This window comes from Clostridium fessum, from assembly GCF_027698965.1.
GTDB lineage: Bacteria > Bacillota > Clostridia > Lachnospirales > Lachnospiraceae > Otoolea > Otoolea fessa.
Window position 1 is genome coordinate 233,218 of the sequence record NZ_JAQEQF010000001.1, and the last position, 17,839, is coordinate 251,056.

At 46.0% G+C, this 17,839-nt stretch carries 23 protein-coding genes and 2 pseudogenes; 7 read left to right on the forward strand and 18 right to left on the reverse strand.

Annotated features, from left to right (window positions below; all coding sequences use genetic code 11):
• Window positions 1–50: 50 nt before the first annotated feature.
• The 4 genes from PG862_RS01060 to PG862_RS01075 all read right to left on the reverse strand — a co-directional run bounded on the left by PG862_RS01060 (window position 51) and on the right by PG862_RS01075 (window position 2,623).
• Complete coding sequence (locus tag PG862_RS01060; protein ID WP_002569183.1) at window positions 51–302, reverse strand: helix-turn-helix domain-containing protein; 252 nt, start codon at window positions 300–302, stop codon at window positions 51–53.
• A gap of 63 nt (window positions 303–365) precedes the next feature.
• Window positions 366–1,712, reverse strand: coding sequence for a relaxase/mobilization nuclease domain-containing protein (locus PG862_RS01065; RefSeq protein WP_002569184.1), 1,347 nt, complete (start codon window positions 1,710–1,712; stop codon window positions 366–368).
• The gene (locus PG862_RS01070) at window positions 1,673–2,002 is read right to left on the reverse strand and encodes a plasmid mobilization protein (protein WP_002569185.1); all 330 of its coding nucleotides are present in this window, start codon (window positions 2,000–2,002) and stop codon (window positions 1,673–1,675) included. Before PG862_RS01070 ends, PG862_RS01065 begins: the two co-directional genes overlap by 40 nt.
• A 267-nt stretch (window positions 2,003–2,269) precedes the next feature.
• Window positions 2,270–2,623: a helix-turn-helix transcriptional regulator gene (locus PG862_RS01075; protein WP_002569186.1), complete on the reverse strand. Its 354-nt coding sequence runs from the start codon at window positions 2,621–2,623 to the stop codon at window positions 2,270–2,272.
• Window positions 2,624–3,007: 384 nt separating this feature from the next.
• Here PG862_RS01075 and PG862_RS01080 point away from each other — a divergent pair, with 384 nt between their 5' ends.
• The 7 genes and pseudogenes from PG862_RS01080 to PG862_RS01110 all read left to right on the forward strand — a co-directional run bounded on the left by PG862_RS01080 (window position 3,008) and on the right by PG862_RS01110 (window position 7,841).
• Window positions 3,008–3,187, forward strand: a complete 180-nt coding sequence (locus PG862_RS01080) for a cysteine-rich KTR domain-containing protein (protein WP_002588768.1) — start codon at window positions 3,008–3,010, stop codon at window positions 3,185–3,187.
• Between the two features lie 23 nt (window positions 3,188–3,210).
• A complete protein-coding gene (gene rlmN / locus PG862_RS01085) occupies window positions 3,211–4,200 on the forward strand; it encodes a 23S rRNA (adenine(2503)-C(2))-methyltransferase RlmN (RefSeq protein WP_002569187.1) in 990 nt (329 codons plus the stop codon).
• 250 nt (window positions 4,201–4,450) lie between these two features.
• Window positions 4,451–4,636 (forward strand): hypothetical protein, encoded by a 186-nt coding sequence (locus tag PG862_RS01090; RefSeq protein WP_009243795.1) that lies wholly within the window; start codon window positions 4,451–4,453, stop codon window positions 4,634–4,636.
• A gap of 107 nt (window positions 4,637–4,743) precedes the next feature.
• Window positions 4,744–5,178, forward strand: a pseudogene (locus PG862_RS01095) (RNA polymerase sigma factor); the annotation flags it as partial.
• Window positions 5,159–5,419, forward strand: a complete 261-nt coding sequence (locus PG862_RS01100; RefSeq protein ID WP_002569189.1) for a helix-turn-helix domain-containing protein — start codon at window positions 5,159–5,161, stop codon at window positions 5,417–5,419. The pseudogene PG862_RS01095 and the gene PG862_RS01100, both read left to right, overlap by 20 nt.
• A gap of 417 nt (window positions 5,420–5,836) precedes the next feature.
• Window positions 5,837–6,064, forward strand: coding sequence for a transposon-encoded TnpW family protein (locus PG862_RS01105; RefSeq protein ID WP_004613661.1), 228 nt, complete (start codon window positions 5,837–5,839; stop codon window positions 6,062–6,064).
• Window positions 6,065–6,164: 100 nt separating this feature from the next.
• Window positions 6,165–7,841: a recombinase family protein gene (locus tag PG862_RS01110; RefSeq protein WP_002569190.1), complete on the forward strand. Its 1,677-nt coding sequence runs from the start codon at window positions 6,165–6,167 to the stop codon at window positions 7,839–7,841.
• A 48-nt stretch (window positions 7,842–7,889) separates the two neighbouring features.
• On the opposite strand, the gene PG862_RS01115 is transcribed toward PG862_RS01110, so the two are convergent.
• The 14 genes and pseudogenes from PG862_RS01115 to PG862_RS01180 all read right to left on the reverse strand — a co-directional run bounded on the left by PG862_RS01115 (window position 7,890) and on the right by PG862_RS01180 (window position 17,774).
• Complete coding sequence (locus PG862_RS01115; protein WP_073383015.1) at window positions 7,890–8,096, reverse strand: recombinase family protein; 207 nt, start codon at window positions 8,094–8,096, stop codon at window positions 7,890–7,892.
• A 54-nt stretch (window positions 8,097–8,150) separates the two neighbouring features.
• Window positions 8,151–8,342: a hypothetical protein gene (locus PG862_RS01120; protein WP_002596259.1), complete on the reverse strand. Its 192-nt coding sequence runs from the start codon at window positions 8,340–8,342 to the stop codon at window positions 8,151–8,153.
• A 70-nt stretch (window positions 8,343–8,412) separates the two neighbouring features.
• On the reverse strand, window positions 8,413–8,643 hold the full coding sequence (locus tag PG862_RS01125; RefSeq protein ID WP_002596258.1) for a YdbC family protein: 231 nt from the start codon (window positions 8,641–8,643) through the stop codon (window positions 8,413–8,415).
• A gap of 45 nt (window positions 8,644–8,688) precedes the next feature.
• On the reverse strand, window positions 8,689–9,543 hold the full coding sequence (locus PG862_RS01130; RefSeq protein WP_002596257.1) for a ParB/RepB/Spo0J family partition protein: 855 nt from the start codon (window positions 9,541–9,543) through the stop codon (window positions 8,689–8,691).
• Window positions 9,544–9,551: 8 nt separating this feature from the next.
• Complete coding sequence (mobV, locus tag PG862_RS01135; protein ID WP_002596256.1) at window positions 9,552–10,517, reverse strand: MobV family relaxase; 966 nt, start codon at window positions 10,515–10,517, stop codon at window positions 9,552–9,554.
• A 6-nt stretch (window positions 10,518–10,523) separates the two neighbouring features.
• Entirely contained in the window at window positions 10,524–10,703 is a 180-nt protein-coding gene (locus tag PG862_RS01140) for a hypothetical protein (protein ID WP_004613323.1), read from the reverse strand.
• A 330-nt stretch (window positions 10,704–11,033) separates the two neighbouring features.
• Window positions 11,034–12,065, reverse strand: a complete 1,032-nt coding sequence (locus tag PG862_RS01145; protein WP_002596255.1) for an AAA family ATPase — start codon at window positions 12,063–12,065, stop codon at window positions 11,034–11,036.
• A 155-nt stretch (window positions 12,066–12,220) separates the two neighbouring features.
• Window positions 12,221–12,694, reverse strand: a complete 474-nt coding sequence (locus PG862_RS01150) for an RNA polymerase sigma factor (protein ID WP_002596254.1) — start codon at window positions 12,692–12,694, stop codon at window positions 12,221–12,223.
• A 76-nt stretch (window positions 12,695–12,770) separates the two neighbouring features.
• Window positions 12,771–13,202, reverse strand: coding sequence for an RNA polymerase sigma factor (locus PG862_RS01155; protein WP_002596253.1), 432 nt, complete (start codon window positions 13,200–13,202; stop codon window positions 12,771–12,773).
• A 95-nt stretch (window positions 13,203–13,297) separates the two neighbouring features.
• Window positions 13,298–13,807, reverse strand: coding sequence for a sigma-70 family RNA polymerase sigma factor (locus PG862_RS01160; protein WP_002596252.1), 510 nt, complete (start codon window positions 13,805–13,807; stop codon window positions 13,298–13,300).
• 474 nt (window positions 13,808–14,281) lie between these two features.
• Window positions 14,282–14,471: pseudogene (locus PG862_RS01165) on the reverse strand (cysteine-rich KTR domain-containing protein).
• A 51-nt stretch (window positions 14,472–14,522) separates the two neighbouring features.
• The gene (tet(O), locus tag PG862_RS01170) at window positions 14,523–16,442 is read right to left on the reverse strand and encodes a tetracycline resistance ribosomal protection protein Tet(O) (protein WP_002596250.1); all 1,920 of its coding nucleotides are present in this window, start codon (window positions 16,440–16,442) and stop codon (window positions 14,523–14,525) included.
• A 366-nt stretch (window positions 16,443–16,808) separates the two neighbouring features.
• Complete coding sequence (locus tag PG862_RS01175) at window positions 16,809–17,183, reverse strand: TnpV protein (protein ID WP_001129922.1); 375 nt, start codon at window positions 17,181–17,183, stop codon at window positions 16,809–16,811.
• A 51-nt stretch (window positions 17,184–17,234) separates the two neighbouring features.
• Complete coding sequence (locus PG862_RS01180) at window positions 17,235–17,774, reverse strand: DUF134 domain-containing protein (protein WP_270706223.1); 540 nt, start codon at window positions 17,772–17,774, stop codon at window positions 17,235–17,237.
• Window positions 17,775–17,839: the final 65 nt, after the last annotated feature.

Consider the following 17,839-nt stretch of genomic DNA (forward strand, 5'->3'; position numbering starts at 1 on the left):
ACAGGGCGCGGAAGTCATATACTGGCTTCCGCGCCCTGTTCTTTTTTTGCCTATCTGACATTTCCCTTTTCCATTTCTTCAAGCGGGAACTGCGGGAGGGCTTCTATCAGCTTCTTTGTGATAGACTGGCGCATATCTTCGTTGATTTCCTGTTTCGTGCTTCCGTCTGGCTGTCTGACCGCTACCGTCGATAGCCTGTCGATTTCGTCCTTGTAGCAATCCACGACTTTCTCCACCGCCCATTTCTCCCCGGCAACGGCGGCGCGTATGGTTTCATATTCCGGCATTTTCTGGTTTTCCATGCTCAACGCTCCTCTGCTTTTTGATAGCCCTATCATAGCACAGCGGCGGGGATTTTGCTATCCTTATCCGCGTTCTGTTTCCTTTTCCCGTTCCGGCTGTCTGTCTGCCTGTAAAATGCTGTCAATGTTCTGCTTGATAATATCATATTCCCGGACTTTCTTTTTCAATTTTCCATAGTCGGCGTAAAGGGCTTCTTTCTGCGCTTGGAGGGCTTCATACTCCGATTGCAGCGCGGCGAGGTTCGGGAGCTTCGCAATGCCCGCCGCTTTCAGTGACCTTACGGCGGCTTCATGGAGGATAATTGCCTGTTCCTGTCCGGCGCGGTACTTCTCCCTGTTCCTTGCCTTGCGGTATGCGTCATAGACAGGCTTTGTCTTTTGATAGGTGGAAACATTCTTGATAAGCACCGCCATTTCCGCAAGCCGCTTTTCGGCGTTCTTCAATGCGTCTGCCGCCTGTCCGCTTTCCGCTGCCATTTCCTCAATCCGGCTGACTAAATCCGCGTACTGCTCAATCTTATGTTCCGTCAAGAAATTCATTGTTTTAGCTGCCTGTTTCAGATTGTGGATTTTCGCCCACTGTTCATAGCCCTTACTCTGCGCTGCCTTGATACTGTTCTCAATGTCGATAAGCAGCGACACGCCGCGCTGCTCTCTGGGAGCTTTCGCCACCTTTGTCCGTCTGCCCGCTATCCGTTCCCTTACGGCTTCCTCTGTATAGTCTGCGCCGAGGGTTTTAAGGCGGGTGAAGCGTTCCTGTCCGGGGGCGCGGCATGATACATATTTCCCCGGCTTTATCTCATAGCCCGCCGCCTGTAACCGCGTTAGCAATTCCTCAAAACTGGAAACTTGGGGGATAAGCGCGTCAACAGTGGTTTTCAGCTTGCCTTTCCAACTTGTACCCGTCTTTTCTGCCTGGTACTCCGCATAGCTCTTTCCCTTGCTGCCCTTGCCGGGGACGACAACGGACAAGCCATTTTCCCGGCACAGCTTGTCGCTCATGTTCCGTATGCCGTAATAGCTCCTTTTGTTGGAATTGTATTTATGGTGGTCTACAAAGTTCACCGCGCAAAAAATGATATGGTTATGGACGTGTCCTTTGTCAATGTGCGTCGTGAGTACATACTCATGCTGCCCCTTTGTTACCGCGTCGGCAAGCTGCTTTCCGATTTCATGGGCTTTCTGATAATCGACTTCCCCCGGCTCAAAGGACTGTATCAGATGAAAGGCTAAATTGTTCCCCTTTTGGAGTGCTTGCGACAGGGTATATTCAAACTCAATATCTGCCGTTTCATAGGAGCAACCGAAAGAGGACACAAGCATTTTCCCGTCCGTCTTGTCCGGGTTTTCGATATAGTCAAGGGCTTTGCTTAGAGTGCTTTTAATAGGCTTAATCTTTGTAACCGCCATATCTCCGCAAGCACCCCCTTTATTTCCTCTATGTCCTCTTGGTATGCGTTCCCCGTCGCGTTTACGCGGCGTGCTATCTGGTTGACGTTGACACCGATTTTCTGTATCTCTGCGGTCATAGCCTTTATATCGGCGTGGTCTATCTGAATGATATACCCGTCAATGGCAATCTTCCGCAGATACGCCGCCATGTTCCGGGTGGGTACGAGCTTCATTTTTTCCAGTATTAAATCCCGTTCCGCTTCCGTCACTCTGAATTTGATTTGCACTGTCCTTTTGCGTCCGTCCATGTGTTCGCTCCTTTCCTTTCCGTTCCGAGGGTTTGGGACACTTCCCAACAAGCAATTTTCAACCGACGCGCCGCAGCGCGGGAGGGCGAAAATACGGAAGTGGTACCCGCTTCCTATGCTTGCTACGAATGTTTTTATCCTTTAGGCTCTTATCACCTACTACGGAGAAAAAGCGATTTTGCCAAACTTACGCAAAAGAAAAACGCTGCAACCTCAAAAAAGATTACAACGCTTTCTAAATCCTGTTCAGTTTTAAGTCGGACATTCCTATTCGCCCTCTTTTTCGACTTCGGAAATCTCCTTTGCCGTTGCGGTTACAATCCGTATGCCTGTATCGCTCATACCGTCAAGAAGCGCGTCAAGCTGCCGCCGCTGCGTGTTCTTCTCCGGCGGCGTTTCTAAAAGGAATTGGTCTACGGATATATGGTAACGCTGTATCAGCTCAAAGAATATCTGTAAACTTGGGTGCTGCCCCTTGTTCTCAATGTTCGCAAGGTAGCGCGGCGAGATAAACATTTCGTCGCCTACTTTCTTGCGGCTCTCCTTGCATCCCTCACGCGCTGCCTTTATCGCTGCCCCAAAAGCCTTAAAGTCGTATCGTGGTACTGGTCTTTTTGCCATAGTTATTCACCCTATTACATTTTACTGTTCCCCTTTCTTCTTGGATATGTCTACGTAGTTCTATCAGTTAGCCAAAATAATTCATATATATATATGTTGACAACAAGCTGCTTTTGTATATAATATTATATAAAAGGGGGGGAATGTTTATGTTACATAGCATGCGTATTCGATAAGCATTGAAATCAAAAAAGATTTTTCCCATTTTCAATATGGGCTTTTTTGTCATGCTTATTTTGCGTATGCTATACAACAAAACTAACGACGTATAGACATAGTATAAAAACTATGCCTTAATTTTGTTGTAGTATTATATGTATAAATGCAGGTCAATGCTCATGTTGAGAATTGACCTGCATTTTTTTGCGCAAAAGGAGAAATATTATGCTTGAAAAATATTGGATAAAATGTCCAATTTGTAACGGAAAGACGAGGGTTCAAGTATTTTATAATACGGTATTAAGAAATTTTCCTCTTTTCTGCCCTAAATGTAAATTAACGCATATCGTTGATGTTGAAAAACTAGAAATCATAATCAAAAACTCTGAAAAACAAACTTTTTAATTTTGAAAAGGAAGGATATTTAAATGAAACACTTACCTAAAAGTACACCTACGGAAATATTGAATGACCCATACGGATTTACTTACAAAGAAATGTCGGAAGTAATTGGAGAGGATAAAGCAAGAGCCTTATATACGGAATTGTATAAACAGCCATTTCACAAAGAAAATCTATCAATATCAACAAAAAAAGTCTATAAAAGTAGCGATACTGAAAAGTATGTTTATGAATTGAAAGATAACAGGTATATTGAAACGGTTTTTATTAAACGGCGAGATGGTGGGACTGTTTGCGTAAGTACGCAAGTTGGTTGTTCTGTTGGCTGTATTTTTTGTGAGTCCGGACGCAATGGTTTTGTTCGTAATCTAACACCGTCTGAAATTGTGCAGCAGGTTGTATTGATACGTCAAAAAGTAAATCGTATCGTTTTTATGGGAATGGGAGAACCTTTATTCAATTACGACAACTTGATTGCAGCAATCCATATTCTTCGAGATAGAAATGGACTTAACTTTCCAACCGACGGCATTACCGTATCAACAGTTGGTCCAGTTAATCAATTAAAAAAATTGCGCGAAGAACATCTAAAAATTCAGTTGACAATATCTTTACATGCAGCAACACAGGCTGCGAGAAACTGTATCATTCCTCATATGCACATGTACGCTATTGAAGATGTTGTTAAGCAAGCATTGTCCTATTCTCAAAGGCATAATCGAAAAGTGGTATTTGCGTATTTGCTTTTACCAGGTATAAATGACCGTTCCTCAGATATAAGGCAACTTGCAAAATGGTTTAAGGGCAAAAATGTTATGATTAACGTGCTGCAATACAACCCGACGAGTAATTCAAAAATTAGAGCACCACAAAAACAAGAAATGGTTGCGTTCAAACATCAATTAGAGCAAACAGGACTTGAAGTTACCATGAGAGTTTCTCATGGTAGAGAGATTAAAGCAGCTTGTGGACAGTTAGCTAATACATATAATAAAGCCAAAAAACAACAGAAATAATTTAATTAAAAGAGCCAGACGCACAGACGCAGAGCCGATAATATGCAGTTTGAAATACTGCTGTTATCGGCTCTTTTTTGATTTTAATTTGTGCCCCTAATAACCATATTGGAGCAAAATCAGAACTGTTGCTTGTCGTTCTTTGATTTCCGCAGCAGCTTTGAAAAATCAAAGCCGCCGTTTCTTTTTATCTTCTAATGAAATGACGCGGTATCACTGTTGAAATCGGCGGCTAAAGGAGGTAGCCGCCATGAAGCAAAAAGCATATCGACAAAATCCGACAGTTATTGACTTATCAAAAAAAGCCCGCCCACCACCGGGGGAAACTACGCTTATATATATGAACTGTCTAATCATCTGGATACTGCTTACAATGCCTATGCGCCCGTCCGGGCTTTTCGGACGGGCGCATTTTGTACGTTCAAAAAATTTTTGAAGAAATTTCAAAAAATCTTCGGCGTTTTTGAAAAACGCCGTATTGCCCCGCGAAAAGGGGGGAAGCACCACCAACTTTCCAACGAGAAAGGAGGTGAGAATGTGTAACCTAATAGCAGGGAGTTTTACAAACAGTGTGCTTTTCAGAAGTTTTGTAATACGGTATTGCACAATGAAGCTTGCGACACCCATAGAGAACTTCGCAGACACAAGGCAAAGGAAGTGACCTTTTCCGACATGACCTTAGACGAAGCGCGGCAGCTTCATACGTTTGATGAATATTTCAAACGTGAAGCCGCCGAAACCGTCTTTGAGAAAGCCGGGAAGAAAATCACGCCAAAGCTGCTTCTTGAAGCAATCCGTACTTTGCCGGAAGAAAAGCGCAAAGCCATATTGCTGTATTACTTCGAGGGAATGAACGATACCGAGATTGCGGAGCTGTTCAACACGTCGAGAAGCACGATACAGTACAGGCGGACAAGCTCTTTTGAGAAATTAAGAAAATATCTGGAGGAAAATGCTGATGAATGGGACGAATGGTAACGAACCCGGCTACCCGGAAAATGCCCTTGTTCCTTATCCTGTCATTGTGGCAGCGACAAAGGGCGACCCGGACGCCATGAAGATTGTCTTGCAGCATTTCAGCGGCTACATAGCCCGCCTCTCCATGCGGAAGCTGTACGACGAGCGCGGGAACGTCTATTTTGGCGTAGACCACGACATTCGGGAACGGCTGCAAGCAAAACTGATGATGGCTGTCCTCACCTTTAAGGCAGAGGAATAAACCGCAGCGGCGGCGGGACGCTTTCTCTCTCCCCCTTTTCCGTTCCGCTGCTGACGCGGCAGCAAAGCCATTCTGAACCTTGACAAAGAAAGCGGCGCAAGATAACGGCGGCGCAGCATAGGGCAAATCGGATACGTTCCTTTTGCGCCGAGCCATACGGCGGGTGCGCCATGACGCTATCCGGGTGAGGTTATCCCCGCCCGGACAGCCGAGCGACCAACACCGCGCCGGAAAGCAAGTGTAGCGGCTTGCGGGCGACGACACGCAGAATATACAATGATACTTCCTTACAGCCACAGTCCGAGCGTTAAGAGCGTCGCAGGCAATGGGTAGGGCGGCATGAGAACCATGCCGGGGTGAAATTCCCATGAGGTTATGCTAATAACCGTCCGATTAAAGCCTTTGTTTTATTGAATAGTGGACTTGCTGCTATTCATAGACTATATTATATGTTTGCGAAAGAAAGGGGGATTTTCTTTGACGCAAAACCAAACGCCCGTTACCACAACGGAGCATAAAATAGGAAAAGTTACTTACCTTGTATGTTCGTCCGCAAGTGAACGCGCAACGGACACACTGGATAAAAAGATAAAAAAACTCATTCGCAAAGACATGGAACTGAACCCCGCAAACGCCCGGAAATAGGGCGTTTCTTCACATTTTATACATGACACAGGCAGCGGTATGTGGTATAATATAGACAGTACAAATACCATGCTTGTCTGTCGTCGGAAAGGAGGACAAAATGTTACAGACAGACAAGATTACCGCTTTATATTGCAGATTGAGCCAGGAAGATATGCAAGCCGGGGAAAGCGAGAGCATACAGAACCAAAAACTGATTTTACAAAAGTATGCTGACGAACACCACTTTTTCAACACGCGCTTTTTCGTAGACGACGGATTTTCCGGCGTGAGCTTTGAGCGTGAGGGGCTTCAAGCCATGCTGCATGAGGTTGAAGCCGGGAACGTGGCGACCGTCATAACAAAAGACCTTTCCCGTCTGGGACGTAATTATCTGAAAACCGGGGAGCTGATAGAGATTGTCTTTCCCGAATATGAAGTGCGCTACATTGCCATTAACGACGGTGTAGACACAGCAAGGGAAGATAACGAGTTTACCCCTCTGCGGAACTGGTTCAACGAGTTTTACGCCCGCGACACCTCAAAGAAAATCCGGGCTGTCAAACAGGCAAAGGCGCAGAAAGGCGAGCGCGTCAACGGCGAAGCTCCTTACGGCTACCTTATCGACCCGGATAACCGCAATCATCTGATACCCGACCCGGAAACGGCGCACGTCGTAAAACAGATTTTTGCAATGTATGTACGGGGCGACCGTATGTGTGAAATCCAGAACTGGCTGCGGGACAATGAAATACTGACCGTCGGGGAACTGCGCTACCGCAGGACAGGGAGCAAACGCCACCCCCGCCCACAGCTCAACGCATGGTACAACTGGCCGGATAAGACGCTGTACGACATTCTGACAAGGAAAGAATATTTAGGGCATACCATAACCGGGAAAACCTACAAGGTATCTTATAAGTCGAAAAAGACGAAAAAGAACCCGGAGGAAAAAAGGTATTTCTTCCCCAACACTCACGAACCTTTGATTGATGAAGAAACCTTTGAACTTGCACAGAAGCGGATTGCCACCCGGCAACGCCCGACAAAGGTTGATGAAATTGACCTGTTTTCCGGGCTGCTCTTTTGCGGGGACTGCGGCTACAAAATGTATGCAGTACGCGGAGCCGGGACGCTTGAACGGAAACACGCCTACACTTGCGGCAACTACCGCAACCGGGCAAGAAATGATATGCTCTGCACTACGCATTATATCCGCAAAAGCGTATTGAAAGAACTTGTCCTTGCAGACTTGCAGCGAGTAACGTCTTATGTGAAAGAGCATGAACAGGAGTTTATCGAAACAGCCAACGAGTGCAGCGCAAAGGCAGTACAAAAGACGCTGACACAGCAGCGGAAAGAGCTTGACAAGGCGCAGAACCGTATTAACGAGCTGAACATCTTATTCCGCAAGCTCTACGAGGACAACGCTTTAGGGAAACTTTCAGATGAACAATTTGCTTTTCTGACTTCCGGCTATGATGAAGAAAAAAAGACGCTGACCCGGAGGATTGCGGAGCTGTCACAGGAAATCGACAACGCCACCGAGCGCAGCGCGGACGTAAAAAGGTTTGTCGCACTGGTACGCAGATACACAGCGATTGAAGAACTGACCTACGAAAACGTCCATGAATTTATTGACCGTATTCTTATTCACGAACTGGATAAGGAAACGAACACCCGCAAAATCGAAATCTTTTATAGCTTTGTCGGCAGAGTTGATACAGGTGACAAGCCTACCGAAAGTATCTCCTATTTCAGACAGATAGGAGCCGACGTAAAGAGTTATGCTATCTAACATACATCAAAAAGAGGTAAGATAACACCCTCTGCAAAAAAGGTATCGTTATCTTACCTCAACAAAATTTGTACCAGAGTAACCGTCGTCCACATACGTTTTTGCTAAGTGCCATCCCTGCTTTTTCACATAATCCGTGAGGATGGATTTCTGTGTCGCAATGCTCGCACTCTCGTTATCCGTGCCATCGTCTTTTGACAAGCGGCAGTACATGCCGACTTCATAAATCTTGTTCTCCATTCTTATTCCTGCCATACTGTAAAACCTCCATATCTGTCCTATCTGTTTTCATGTTCCATTGCGTACATTCTAAGCGGACAGCCCCTCATTGTCGAAGGTGTCGCCCTCGGCAATCTTCTTCCGAATATCCTCGGAAATAATCGGGATAAACGCTTCTGTGACTGTCTGCGTGCCGACATATTCACGGCTGATTATCATCTGAACTGGTGCTTTCGGCACGATACGCTTTCTCTTTTTATCTGCTTTCTTATCCTCGCCCATACTTAAATCTTCCTTTCCAGACAGGGCAGGAGAACGTCTGGAAACGCCCCGCCCTGTCAATCAGATACCATCAATCCCCGCTGTTTACTTCTTTCTGTAATGCTTCAAGGAGTGCTGCTGCTTCATCAGCGTTCAACGTGATACCCTTTCCGCACTTCTCACGGTTCGGGGAAAAGCTGCGGATGTCATATTTCGGCTCTCTTCCGTTCCATGAGATAAGATTGATTTCTTTTGTGTAGCCGCTGTCGCCCTTAGACAATACGGCGATTTCCTTTACAATCTCATACTGGATTTCTTTCATTCTTCATACCTCAATTTTCTGCATTTACCTCCCGAAAAGAGAAGATTAGCGGCTGTCCCTGCCCCGTTTCCTCTGCAATTCACGCTCCAAAAGTTTAATGATGGTTTCCTCCATCTGCTTCGGCGTTGTGTTCTTCGGAAAATACTTTTTCAGCTTGCTTGTGTTGATTTTCAAGGTTTCTTTCTGGTTTCCCTTTTCCTCCGTCATAATTGCAAATATCGTATCCATGTCAAGCCGCCCGCTCTGGCTTAGGCTTTTCATCCGCTGTGCCTGTGAGAGTGAGGGCGTTGCTTCTTCGCTCTCCATCGTGGCAAAGAGGTTTTCCTGCTCGTCTTTCTTCAAAAAGGACAGTTCCACCGCAGGCGTGAGGGCGATTTTCCCCTCGTCCACCATCCGCAAAATCGGCGGTATCAGTTCCGTCAAACGGATAAATCTTTGTACGGTCATCCTGCCTACGCCGAAGCCCTGTGCCACCTTGTCGTCCGTCCGCAACTTCGTCACAACTTGTGACGAGGTTAAGTCTGTGCGGAAACCCTGCCGCTTCATGGCTTCGGATTTCATCTTGTAGGCAAACGCCCGCTCTGATGGCAGGATATTCTCACGCTGTAAATTACTGTCTACAAGGGTGATGATGGCTCGGTCACGGTCTAAGGGCAGGACAAACGCAGGCACGGTATTTATCCCTGCAAGTTCAGACGCACGGACACGCCGCTGCCCTGCAATCACTTCATAGCCGTTCCCGTCCTCTTTCGGGCGTGTGATTATCGGCGTGACAATGCCAAATTCCTTGATGCTTTCCGCTAATTCTGACAGCGTTTCATCCTCTGCCACATGAAACGGATTGTCGGGAAACGGGTACAAGTCTTTGGTCTTTAACACCTTAAAATCCTGTTTCTTCATTCACATATCTACCTTTCTTTCGCTCTGCTTTTATGGTTTTTCTGCAATTCTTCCAACACTTCGGGCGGTATCTTTGAGAGCAGCCGCCCCATCTGCTCGTTGGTTCTCTGCAACTCAAATATCTTCTGGTTCGCTTTCTGCACCTTTAGTTCCTGCTCATACTTTTCATCACGCATACGCCCCGCATAGTCTGATTCCTGCCCGATTTGCTCCTTTAGGCTATTGATATAGGCACTCTGCTTACTGATTTCCTTTGAGAATTTCTCCACGTCTGGGAGCCATGCCGCAATCAGTTCCAGAGCCTTGTCACGCTTCTTCCCTGCATTAAAGGCGTTGATGTCGGACAGTGCAGACACAATTTCCTCATACTGTTTATCAAGCCTGCCGCCCAACTTATAGAGCCATGTGGGGACATGTTTCCGCTTCGTTTCCATTGAGGACTGACCTCTTTCAAGCTGATTCCACCGTGAGGACATCCGCTCATGGTAGGCGGTCTGCCATTCGGACAGGCTCTTTTGATTGCCTAAAATTGTTTTGGCAGACAGCTTATTGTCTGGTGTAATCGGCACAAAACAGAGGTGCATATGCGGCGTTCTCTCGTCCATGTGGACGACTGCGGAGAGGATATTTTTCTCCCCGACACGCTCTGAAATGAAATCCAGAGCCATCGTAAAATACGCTTTCTGTTCTTTGGGCGGCAGGCTGTTCATAAATTCTGGCGAAGCCGTGATAAGCGTTTCCACCATCATCACGCTATCTTTCCTCGTCCTGCACCCTGCTTCGGCTACCATGCGGTTAATCTCTTTCTTGTAGGTGTACCTCGGCGGATTCACAAGATGGTAGTTATCTTTCGAGCGTTCCATATCTATATCTGGATTGCTTTTATAGGCTTCTTTTTTACGCTCGTTGTGGCGTTCGCAAGCCGCAACGCCGCCCGCTTTGCGTTTCTGGAAACGCAGGATTGCATAGGGCATAATTCATCATCTTCCTTTCTTCGGCGGGTAAACTGCCCTTTGGGTGACAGCGGTGACGGCGGTGACAGCAGTTTTGGGATACCCCCTACCGACTGCCTCAACTGTCACCCTTATTCCCTGCATGACGGTCATGTCGATGATGACGGTGTTTTTGGAATACCCCCTCGCAAGAGCCGTCACCGTCATGCTGCCATTCTTTTATCCGAAGCGTGGAGCGTAGGATAAGCAGGGCGTAAGACCTGCCATAAGGGAGTCCAGAGGGAACGTCTGGCACACGACTTTGCAGGGCAAAGTGTAGTGTGTTACACCCTGTAAACGCAGTCGGAAAAATCGGAAGGATTTTTCTGACCGCAGGGGTGGTTTTACACGCCGAAAAGGGCGGGTAAATCCTACGCCTGCACTTTGCGTTTACGGGGTGTTCTCCCGCAGGGATGACAGCGGCAGGGTATCCTAAAATCACTGTCACCGCCGTCACCGCTGTCACCCGCAGGGCAGAGTCGCCAGCTTTACACGGCTTTAAGCGTCAATGACAGTAACAGGGGGTATCCCAATATCGCTGTCACCACCGTCACCGCTGTCACCCGCCCGCTTTGCAAGCGAAATCTGCCTGCCGTGTTTTTTGCGGCTGTACTGATAAACGATATGGTTCTCATTTAAAAATGTGGTGCGGTATTCATTGAGCCATTTCGTAATCACCGTGGGTATGGTTTCCGTTTCCCTCATAGCGGCTAACAGCTCCGTTGCCGTGCCTGCCCATTCTTCCTTATCCCTCATAAAATCCACCAACCGAAAAAGGACGTCTGGTATCGTTTCTTTCGCAAGCTGCTCCTGCGTTTTTCTCTCCACAAGTTCCCAACTGCAATCACGGAAACGCAGCGTGTATTCCTGATAGGGCGTGTCCCTGCCCGTCACATACAGCTTGGCGGTGTCGGATGCCCGTTTCTCCTTTTCCAGAACAAAGGTAGCGTCCGCACTCCCCGTTAAGCCTGTCGTCCCAGACACCTTGTTGAACACATCGCTGTCATTCTGCTTTCGGATGTGGTGTACGACAATGACCGCCAATGAATGCCTGTCGGCAAAGTCTTTGATTAGTGAGATGTCCCCATAGTCGCTTGCGTAGGCATTGTCTTTTGAAGCTGTACGGACTTTCTGCAAAGTGTCAATGACAATAAGCCTGCTGTTTGGGTAATCTTTCAGATAATCTTCAAGCTGCACGATAAGACCGTCTGACAGCTTGCAGCTTGCCACGGCAAAGTGAAGCCGCCTGCTCGCTTCGTTCGTCAATCGGAACAGCCTGTCCTGTATACGGCAGAACGTGTCCTCAAGGCAGAGGTAAAGCACGTCGCCCTCCATTGTCGGCATATCCCACAAGGGAAGTCCCTGCGACACGCATAAACATAGCTTCAGCATGAGCCAGCTCTTTCCTATCTTCTGTGAGCCGCAGAACAGCGACAAGCCTGTGGGGATAAGGCTGTCCACCACAAAGGACGGCTTCTCAAGCGGTTCATAAAGGAGCGTTTCGGCGTTGACTGTCTGTAACTTCTGCATGGCTTTCCTCCTTTCGGGCGGTGTTTTTGTTTTCGTTGCACATAGGCGTTGACCTCCTTAAAAATAGATTTACTCCCACGAAGAAAAAGTGAGAGTATGTAATGCCGCCAATCCCACACAAATAAAAAACAGATTTCTTTTTCGGGCGGTGTCGGTCACGGTTGGAGATACTTCCTCATTTCCGCCTTTACTTTCTCCTTTGCAATCGCAACAGATTTCTGTATTGCCGAAGCGGTGCAATGCTCCATAGCGGCGATTTGGTAAAAATTGAACTCATACTCGTAGTAGAGCAGGAAACGCCGCCTTTGTATCTCTGGCAGTCCGTCAACCGCCTTACAGAGCAGTTCTGCCCGTTCTGCCTCAATCATTTGTTCCTCTATGCTCTTAGGCAGCTTCAACGCCCGCCTGTTCAGCGTTTCGTCCCATACTTCCGAAAACTCCCTGTGCCGCTCGTCCCATTGGAGGAGATTCCTGTTCCTGCGTTCCATCTGCCGAAACTCCATAAAGAACTGTTCCGACACTTCCAACTCGTGGGATTTGCCCTGCCCGTCCTTAAAGCTGATAAAATACCTTGTGCCGCTTTCCGTGGATTCCTCCCGAAGCGTGTACGCCTTAACTCTGTATGCCATCCCGCTTGCCTCCTGCAAAAAATAAGTGAGGGGATTTCCATCCCTCACCCAGTAGCCCGCAGGACGGCAGGCTGTTTTAGACGCTATAAAATTTTCGTAGCTTCTTCCGCAGATGGTCTAACCTCGCATAGATGGCACCAGTCGTCAAATGCACGAGCGGGGCAATCTCCTTTGTGGAATACCCCTGCATTTTCAGCAGGACGATTTTCAAGGTACGCCCGTCCACCGCGACTAATACTTGATAGAGATTTTCGCTCTCAATCTCGTCCAGTAACTCCGCAACCGTACCCACTTCCGTCTGCCGCTCCCTGTCTGCCATGTCCTCAAGGTATTCCGCAATGTCATTCGTCCATCGGTAAAACCGCCTGTTGGAATTGAAGTCTGCCCTGTCCGCAATGCGTATCTGCTCAATGGTCGCTTCATCAACGCCGCACTCACGCAGCAGCTTTTCCTCCGCTTCTTTCCAGATACGCCATTTCCTGTCCTCCCGTCCGTGGTTATATGCCATGCTTCTTTTCCTCCAATCAGAATTGATTGAGAGGGCAGAGAAAAACCCCCTCATTTTCCCAAAGGAAAAAACAAGGGGGCTGAACGCCTTAAATTTTAATTTTCTATTATCTTTCTTAGTTTTCTTAGGATTCTGGCTTTGCGTTTGTTCACAACGCTCTGGGTTATGCCGAACCTCGCCCCGACTTCACGCTCAGAAAGTCCGTCAAAAAAGATTGCCTGTATCAATTCCTGTTCACTATCCGACAGCAAAGGCAGGGCGGCTTTCAGCCTGTCCACCATAACCGCATTGACAACGGTTTCCGCAATGTCTGCCGCTTCATCAGCGATAAAGTCTAAAGGCTTCCCCTCGCTGTCCGTAAATCCATCCAGAGAAAGCAGGCTGTTCTTCGTATCTAATTTTTTCAGATAACGCCACCGTTCCTTATCTCGGTAGAAGTCCGTGTATTGCTCCCTCACGACTTCAAGCAGACAGCCTTGAATGGGGATAAACAGCTTGTCCATATAGGTCTGGTCGGATTCCCTGCGGCGGCAGAAATCCGTATAGGACAGTTCCACATATCTGCCGCTTTCCTTGATATATACCTTTCTCGGTGCGTATTTCACTGTAAGTACCTCCCATCTGAATTTTTGAAATGTTCAAAATCCAGATGGAGAGGTGGCGAACGACACCTAACACCACTAATAGCCCTATGGCACTTTCCAACAAAAATCGACAAAAGAAAAACCGCAAAGGCTCTATGACCTTTACGGTTATGGGAAATATTAATTCTGTTGTATGGAGATTGTACTTCTACATTCAAGGCAGGAAGTGCCGTTGCATAGGCAGAAATTTTTTTAACTGGTTTCCTGCCGTTCTCTGATATGCTATGTATTGATAAATTTTGCTTCGTATGAGCAGATAGATAACTGCCCGAAAAAAGGACATAAAAAAATCCCTCCAAATTTAAAAACAAATTCAGAGGGTAATTTAGGGTATAACAAAATAACCCACCCGAATATCGTTTTTTTTATTTGGTGAGTTTGTTCTTTCAAATACGAAACAAAAAGAGCCGATGATTCGTGAATTGTTCCACAATTTCATCGGCTCTGCGTCTTAAGCGTCTGGCTCTTTGATGACAGTTATCTTCAAGTTGTCAACTTTAATCAATCTTTCTTGTCTGCATTTTGGACAATAAAGGGGATAATTCTCCAAAACAGTGTCCTTCCTAATTTTATTACGGGTTTTGTTCCCACAAACAGGACACAATATCCATTCGCATTTCATCATAATTAGTCTCTAATCCTTTCAAATCTCATTTTATATGACTTTTGCAAGCTGTTAAGCTAACTTGTGGAACATATGCCGAACCTTATCTATACGGCTATTCGGGCGGCGGGGTTGGCAAATAAATTTACCAATAGCTGGCTGGTATCCTTTTAACTCTGTCAAGCAGACTCCCTGCCCATTTGTGAAATAAGTTAAATCGTTCCTGTATTCTTGAATACATCTAGCAGGGATTTCTCCTTTCAGAATGACCTCGTCATTCTTTATCTGAGTACTTACAATATCTGCACAATACCTTGGAGCATCATGATACGCCCGTGAGAGATATTCCTGCGGTGCATAAATTTCAAAGTGGAGATATGGCTCTAATAGTTCTGTCCCTGCTTTTTTTAAAGCCTGCTCCAATACGATAGGGGAAAGCAGCCGAAAGTCTGCGGGGGTACTTACAGGACTATAATACAATCCATATTCAAAACAGATTTTACAGTCTGTCACTTTCCATCCATACAGCCCCTGCTCGCAGCCATAAAGAACCCCCTCCATAACCGCATTTTGGAACGATTGATTTAAATATCCAAGTGAAACTCTGCTTTCATACTGCACTCCGCTTCCAATAGGGAGCGGCTCTATGGACAACCCGACAGAAGCCCAGAAAGGATTTGGCGGGACTTCTATGTGGATGGTATATTCTGCTTTTCTAAGCGGTCTTTCCATATATATAACAGTAGGCTCTTTTATTTCTGCCTCCACATGATATTTTTCCTCAAGGATGGCACAAATGACTTCCATCTGCACTTTCCCCAAAAAAGAAAGTATAATCTCATGCGTTGTAGTATCCACATAATATTTTAAAAGAGGGTCGCCATCTGAAATTTCTGTAAGTGCCCCAAGCAATATTTCCCGCTGTTCAGATTTCTTTACTGCAATCGTTGTTTGGAGCATAGGGAGAGGATTTTCAATAAATTTTCTCTGCGGCAACAGTATTCCGTTCCCCAAAATACTGTTTAGCTGCAAAACATCATTTGGTAAAATTACAATATCACCAGAGCAGGCTGTATCGGATGAATATAATTCACCGTTTGTCGGAACACACATCTCTGTGATTTTTATTTTCTCTTTTTCAGATATTCTAATAACATCCCTCAAATGCAATGTTCCGCTATATATACGCACATAAACAAAACGCCGCCTTTTCTCTGAATATTCAATCTTAAAAACCTGCCCGCATAGTTCAGATTGACCTTCAGGCGTTGATGAATAAAATTTACTGGCAATCACTTCTATAAGCTGCCGAATCCCCAGATTGTTTTTAGCGCTTCCGTGATAAACGGGAAATAACGTTCCGTTTTGGAATCTCCTGTTTTCTTCCTGTTCCAGTTCTGACATTTTAAACGGTTTCCCTGACATATATTTCTCTAATAGTTCATCGTTTCCCATAATTACCGCATCCCACTGTTCCATATCGTCATTGTCCGTTACATTTATATGGGGATGCTGCCCAACCTTTTGCTTCACTATAATTTCCGAAGAAAGCTTTGCTTTCATTTCTCGATATACCATTGGCAAATCAATCCCCTCTTGGTCAATTTTATTGATGAAAAAAATTGTCGGAATCTTCATTGTCTGTAGTGCATGAAACAGTATACGGGTCTGTGCCTGTATGCCATCCTTTGCAGAAACTAATAATACTGCTCCGTCTAATACGGATAAAGAACGGTATACTTCCGCCAAAAAATCCATATGGCCTGGCGTATCTATAATGTTGACTTTTACATCCTCCCACTGAAAAGATGTCACTGCTGTCTGGATAGTGATTCCCCTTTGACGCTCCAAATTCATTGTATCTGTCCTTGTTGTGCCTTCATCTACGCTCCCTAGTTCTGCAATTGCACCACTGGTATACAATAAACTTTCCGTTAATGTTGTCTTTCCTGCGTCAACGTGAGCCAGAATGCCTAAGTTAATTATTTTCATGTGATTTTCCTCCTATCAACACCCAAAAAAGGGCATAAAAATACCCAGTGATAAATACTCCTATCACTGGGTAAATAACTCCAATAGCCCCAAAACACTTATATGTTTTCGGGCATATAAAATTACATGATAAAAGTATTCTTAAACTGGGTACAAAAAACTAAGCCCCATATTAAAAGTGAAACGAGACTGCTACTTTTTGTTCCCACTATCAAATTGACAGTTTATTTAAGAATACCTTGCCGCATATTTATTAACTCCTTGTATAATACTGAATCTAATTATATTCCTTAACCCTTTATTTGTCAAGCTGACAAACTAAAGCAGAAAAAGCGGCAGGATTTCCCCCTGCCACTAATCATCTGTTTATGCAAAAATAATTTCCTTTTCCACAATCTCCCTCGCACAAGCCCTTATGTTATTGAGGCATCCTGTCCATTCTAAGGCGTTTTCTGCCTTTAGCTGTTCCGTTATGCCCTGTGCCTGTTTCATACCCTCTATGAGCCTTTCAAAGCGTTCCTGTGCCTGTCTGTTGATGTCGGCAAGGTAGGCGTTTAGCCTGCCGCTTGTAAGAAGATTGGTGTATGTAACTTTACGGTACTGTTTTAGATAATCTAAATGCCGTTGCCCCCAGATGCCTATTGCCTGTTCTTCTTCGGCGGGTACAGTTAAGCACGGTATCAAATAATCCCCTTGCCTTTCGTATTTGCCGCCCAGTTCCTCAAATAATGATTTTGCCATTGTCTGTTACCTCCACATTCTTTTTTATTTTGAATGTCCGCAAAATCCGTCCTACATCAGGAATCCTGCCAGTGCGCCGTGACCGCTGCCGTTGGTATCAACGACTTCCGCATGGACGATTTTGCCGTTCACAGATTCATAAAGCTTGAACTGCTCGGTGTGACCGAAATGCTGAAAGATCTGACCGTTGTCATAGGTAACTGCAATTTTCATAATGGAATCTCCTTTGCAAGTTTTGCCTGATTTTTCCATGTTGGCTCTCTGCAACCGGCAGCAACGGCCGCAGTGAGCTGCCTCCTGTCCTCCGCAGATGCGGTAGTTTCCCCCGGTGATGTGCAGCGGTTTCCCGTGGACAAGACACGCTACGATCTTGCTCCGTGCGCTTTCGTAAATCTCCTGCACGGTAGATCGGGAAATCTCCATTTGAGCGGCACACTGCTCGTGGGTTTGCTGCTCCAAGTCAACCAGCCGAATGACCTCGTATTCGTCCAGCGTCAGCAGGATCGGCTCGGTATTCTCGCACCCGTTAGGACAGAATGTATCGACCTGTGGTACGCCACAAATTCGACGGCACCGTGGCGGTCTTGGCATGGGAGCTTTCCTCCCTTTGTATTCGGTATATTCCGATTATAGCACTTTGAGCAGAAAAAGGCAAT

What these genes read in the sequence shown, in the direction of transcription:
- rlmN (WP_002569187.1), top strand. Translation starts at nt 3,211, where the DNA reads ATGAAACACTTACCTAAAAGTACACCTACGGAAATATTGAATGACCCA.
- PG862_RS01110 (WP_002569190.1), top strand. Translation starts at nt 6,165, where the DNA reads ATGTTACAGACAGACAAGATTACCGCTTTATATTGCAGATTGAGCCAG.
- PG862_RS01115 (WP_073383015.1), bottom strand. Translation starts at nt 8,096, where the DNA reads ATGGCAGGAATAAGAATGGAGAACAAGATTTATGAAGTCGGCATGTAC.
- PG862_RS01060 (WP_002569183.1), bottom strand. Translation starts at nt 302, where the DNA reads ATGGAAAACCAGAAAATGCCGGAATATGAAACCATACGCGCCGCCGTT.
- PG862_RS01130 (WP_002596257.1), bottom strand. Translation starts at nt 9,543, where the DNA reads ATGAAGAAACAGGATTTTAAGGTGTTAAAGACCAAAGACTTGTACCCG.
- mobV (WP_002596256.1), bottom strand. Translation starts at nt 10,517, where the DNA reads ATGCCCTATGCAATCCTGCGTTTCCAGAAACGCAAAGCGGGCGGCGTT.
- PG862_RS01090 (WP_009243795.1), top strand. Translation starts at nt 4,451, where the DNA reads ATGAAGCAAAAAGCATATCGACAAAATCCGACAGTTATTGACTTATCA.
- PG862_RS01175 (WP_001129922.1), bottom strand. Translation starts at nt 17,183, where the DNA reads ATGGCAAAATCATTATTTGAGGAACTGGGCGGCAAATACGAAAGGCAA.
- PG862_RS01155 (WP_002596253.1), bottom strand. Translation starts at nt 13,202, where the DNA reads ATGGCATATAACCACGGACGGGAGGACAGGAAATGGCGTATCTGGAAA.
- PG862_RS01100 (WP_002569189.1), top strand. Translation starts at nt 5,159, where the DNA reads ATGAATGGGACGAATGGTAACGAACCCGGCTACCCGGAAAATGCCCTT.
- PG862_RS01145 (WP_002596255.1), bottom strand. Translation starts at nt 12,065, where the DNA reads ATGCAGAAGTTACAGACAGTCAACGCCGAAACGCTCCTTTATGAACCG.
- PG862_RS01140 (WP_004613323.1), bottom strand. Translation starts at nt 10,703, where the DNA reads ATGACGGTGACGGCTCTTGCGAGGGGGTATTCCAAAAACACCGTCATC.
- PG862_RS01180 (WP_270706223.1), bottom strand. Translation starts at nt 17,774, where the DNA reads ATGCCAAGACCGCCACGGTGCCGTCGAATTTGTGGCGTACCACAGGTC.
- PG862_RS01075 (WP_002569186.1), bottom strand. Translation starts at nt 2,623, where the DNA reads ATGGCAAAAAGACCAGTACCACGATACGACTTTAAGGCTTTTGGGGCA.
- PG862_RS01125 (WP_002596258.1), bottom strand. Translation starts at nt 8,643, where the DNA reads ATGAAAGAAATCCAGTATGAGATTGTAAAGGAAATCGCCGTATTGTCT.
- PG862_RS01120 (WP_002596259.1), bottom strand. Translation starts at nt 8,342, where the DNA reads ATGGGCGAGGATAAGAAAGCAGATAAAAAGAGAAAGCGTATCGTGCCG.
- PG862_RS01080 (WP_002588768.1), top strand. Translation starts at nt 3,008, where the DNA reads ATGCTTGAAAAATATTGGATAAAATGTCCAATTTGTAACGGAAAGACG.
- PG862_RS01065 (WP_002569184.1), bottom strand. Translation starts at nt 1,712, where the DNA reads ATGGCGGTTACAAAGATTAAGCCTATTAAAAGCACTCTAAGCAAAGCC.
- PG862_RS01070 (WP_002569185.1), bottom strand. Translation starts at nt 2,002, where the DNA reads ATGGACGGACGCAAAAGGACAGTGCAAATCAAATTCAGAGTGACGGAA.
- PG862_RS01150 (WP_002596254.1), bottom strand. Translation starts at nt 12,694, where the DNA reads ATGGCATACAGAGTTAAGGCGTACACGCTTCGGGAGGAATCCACGGAA.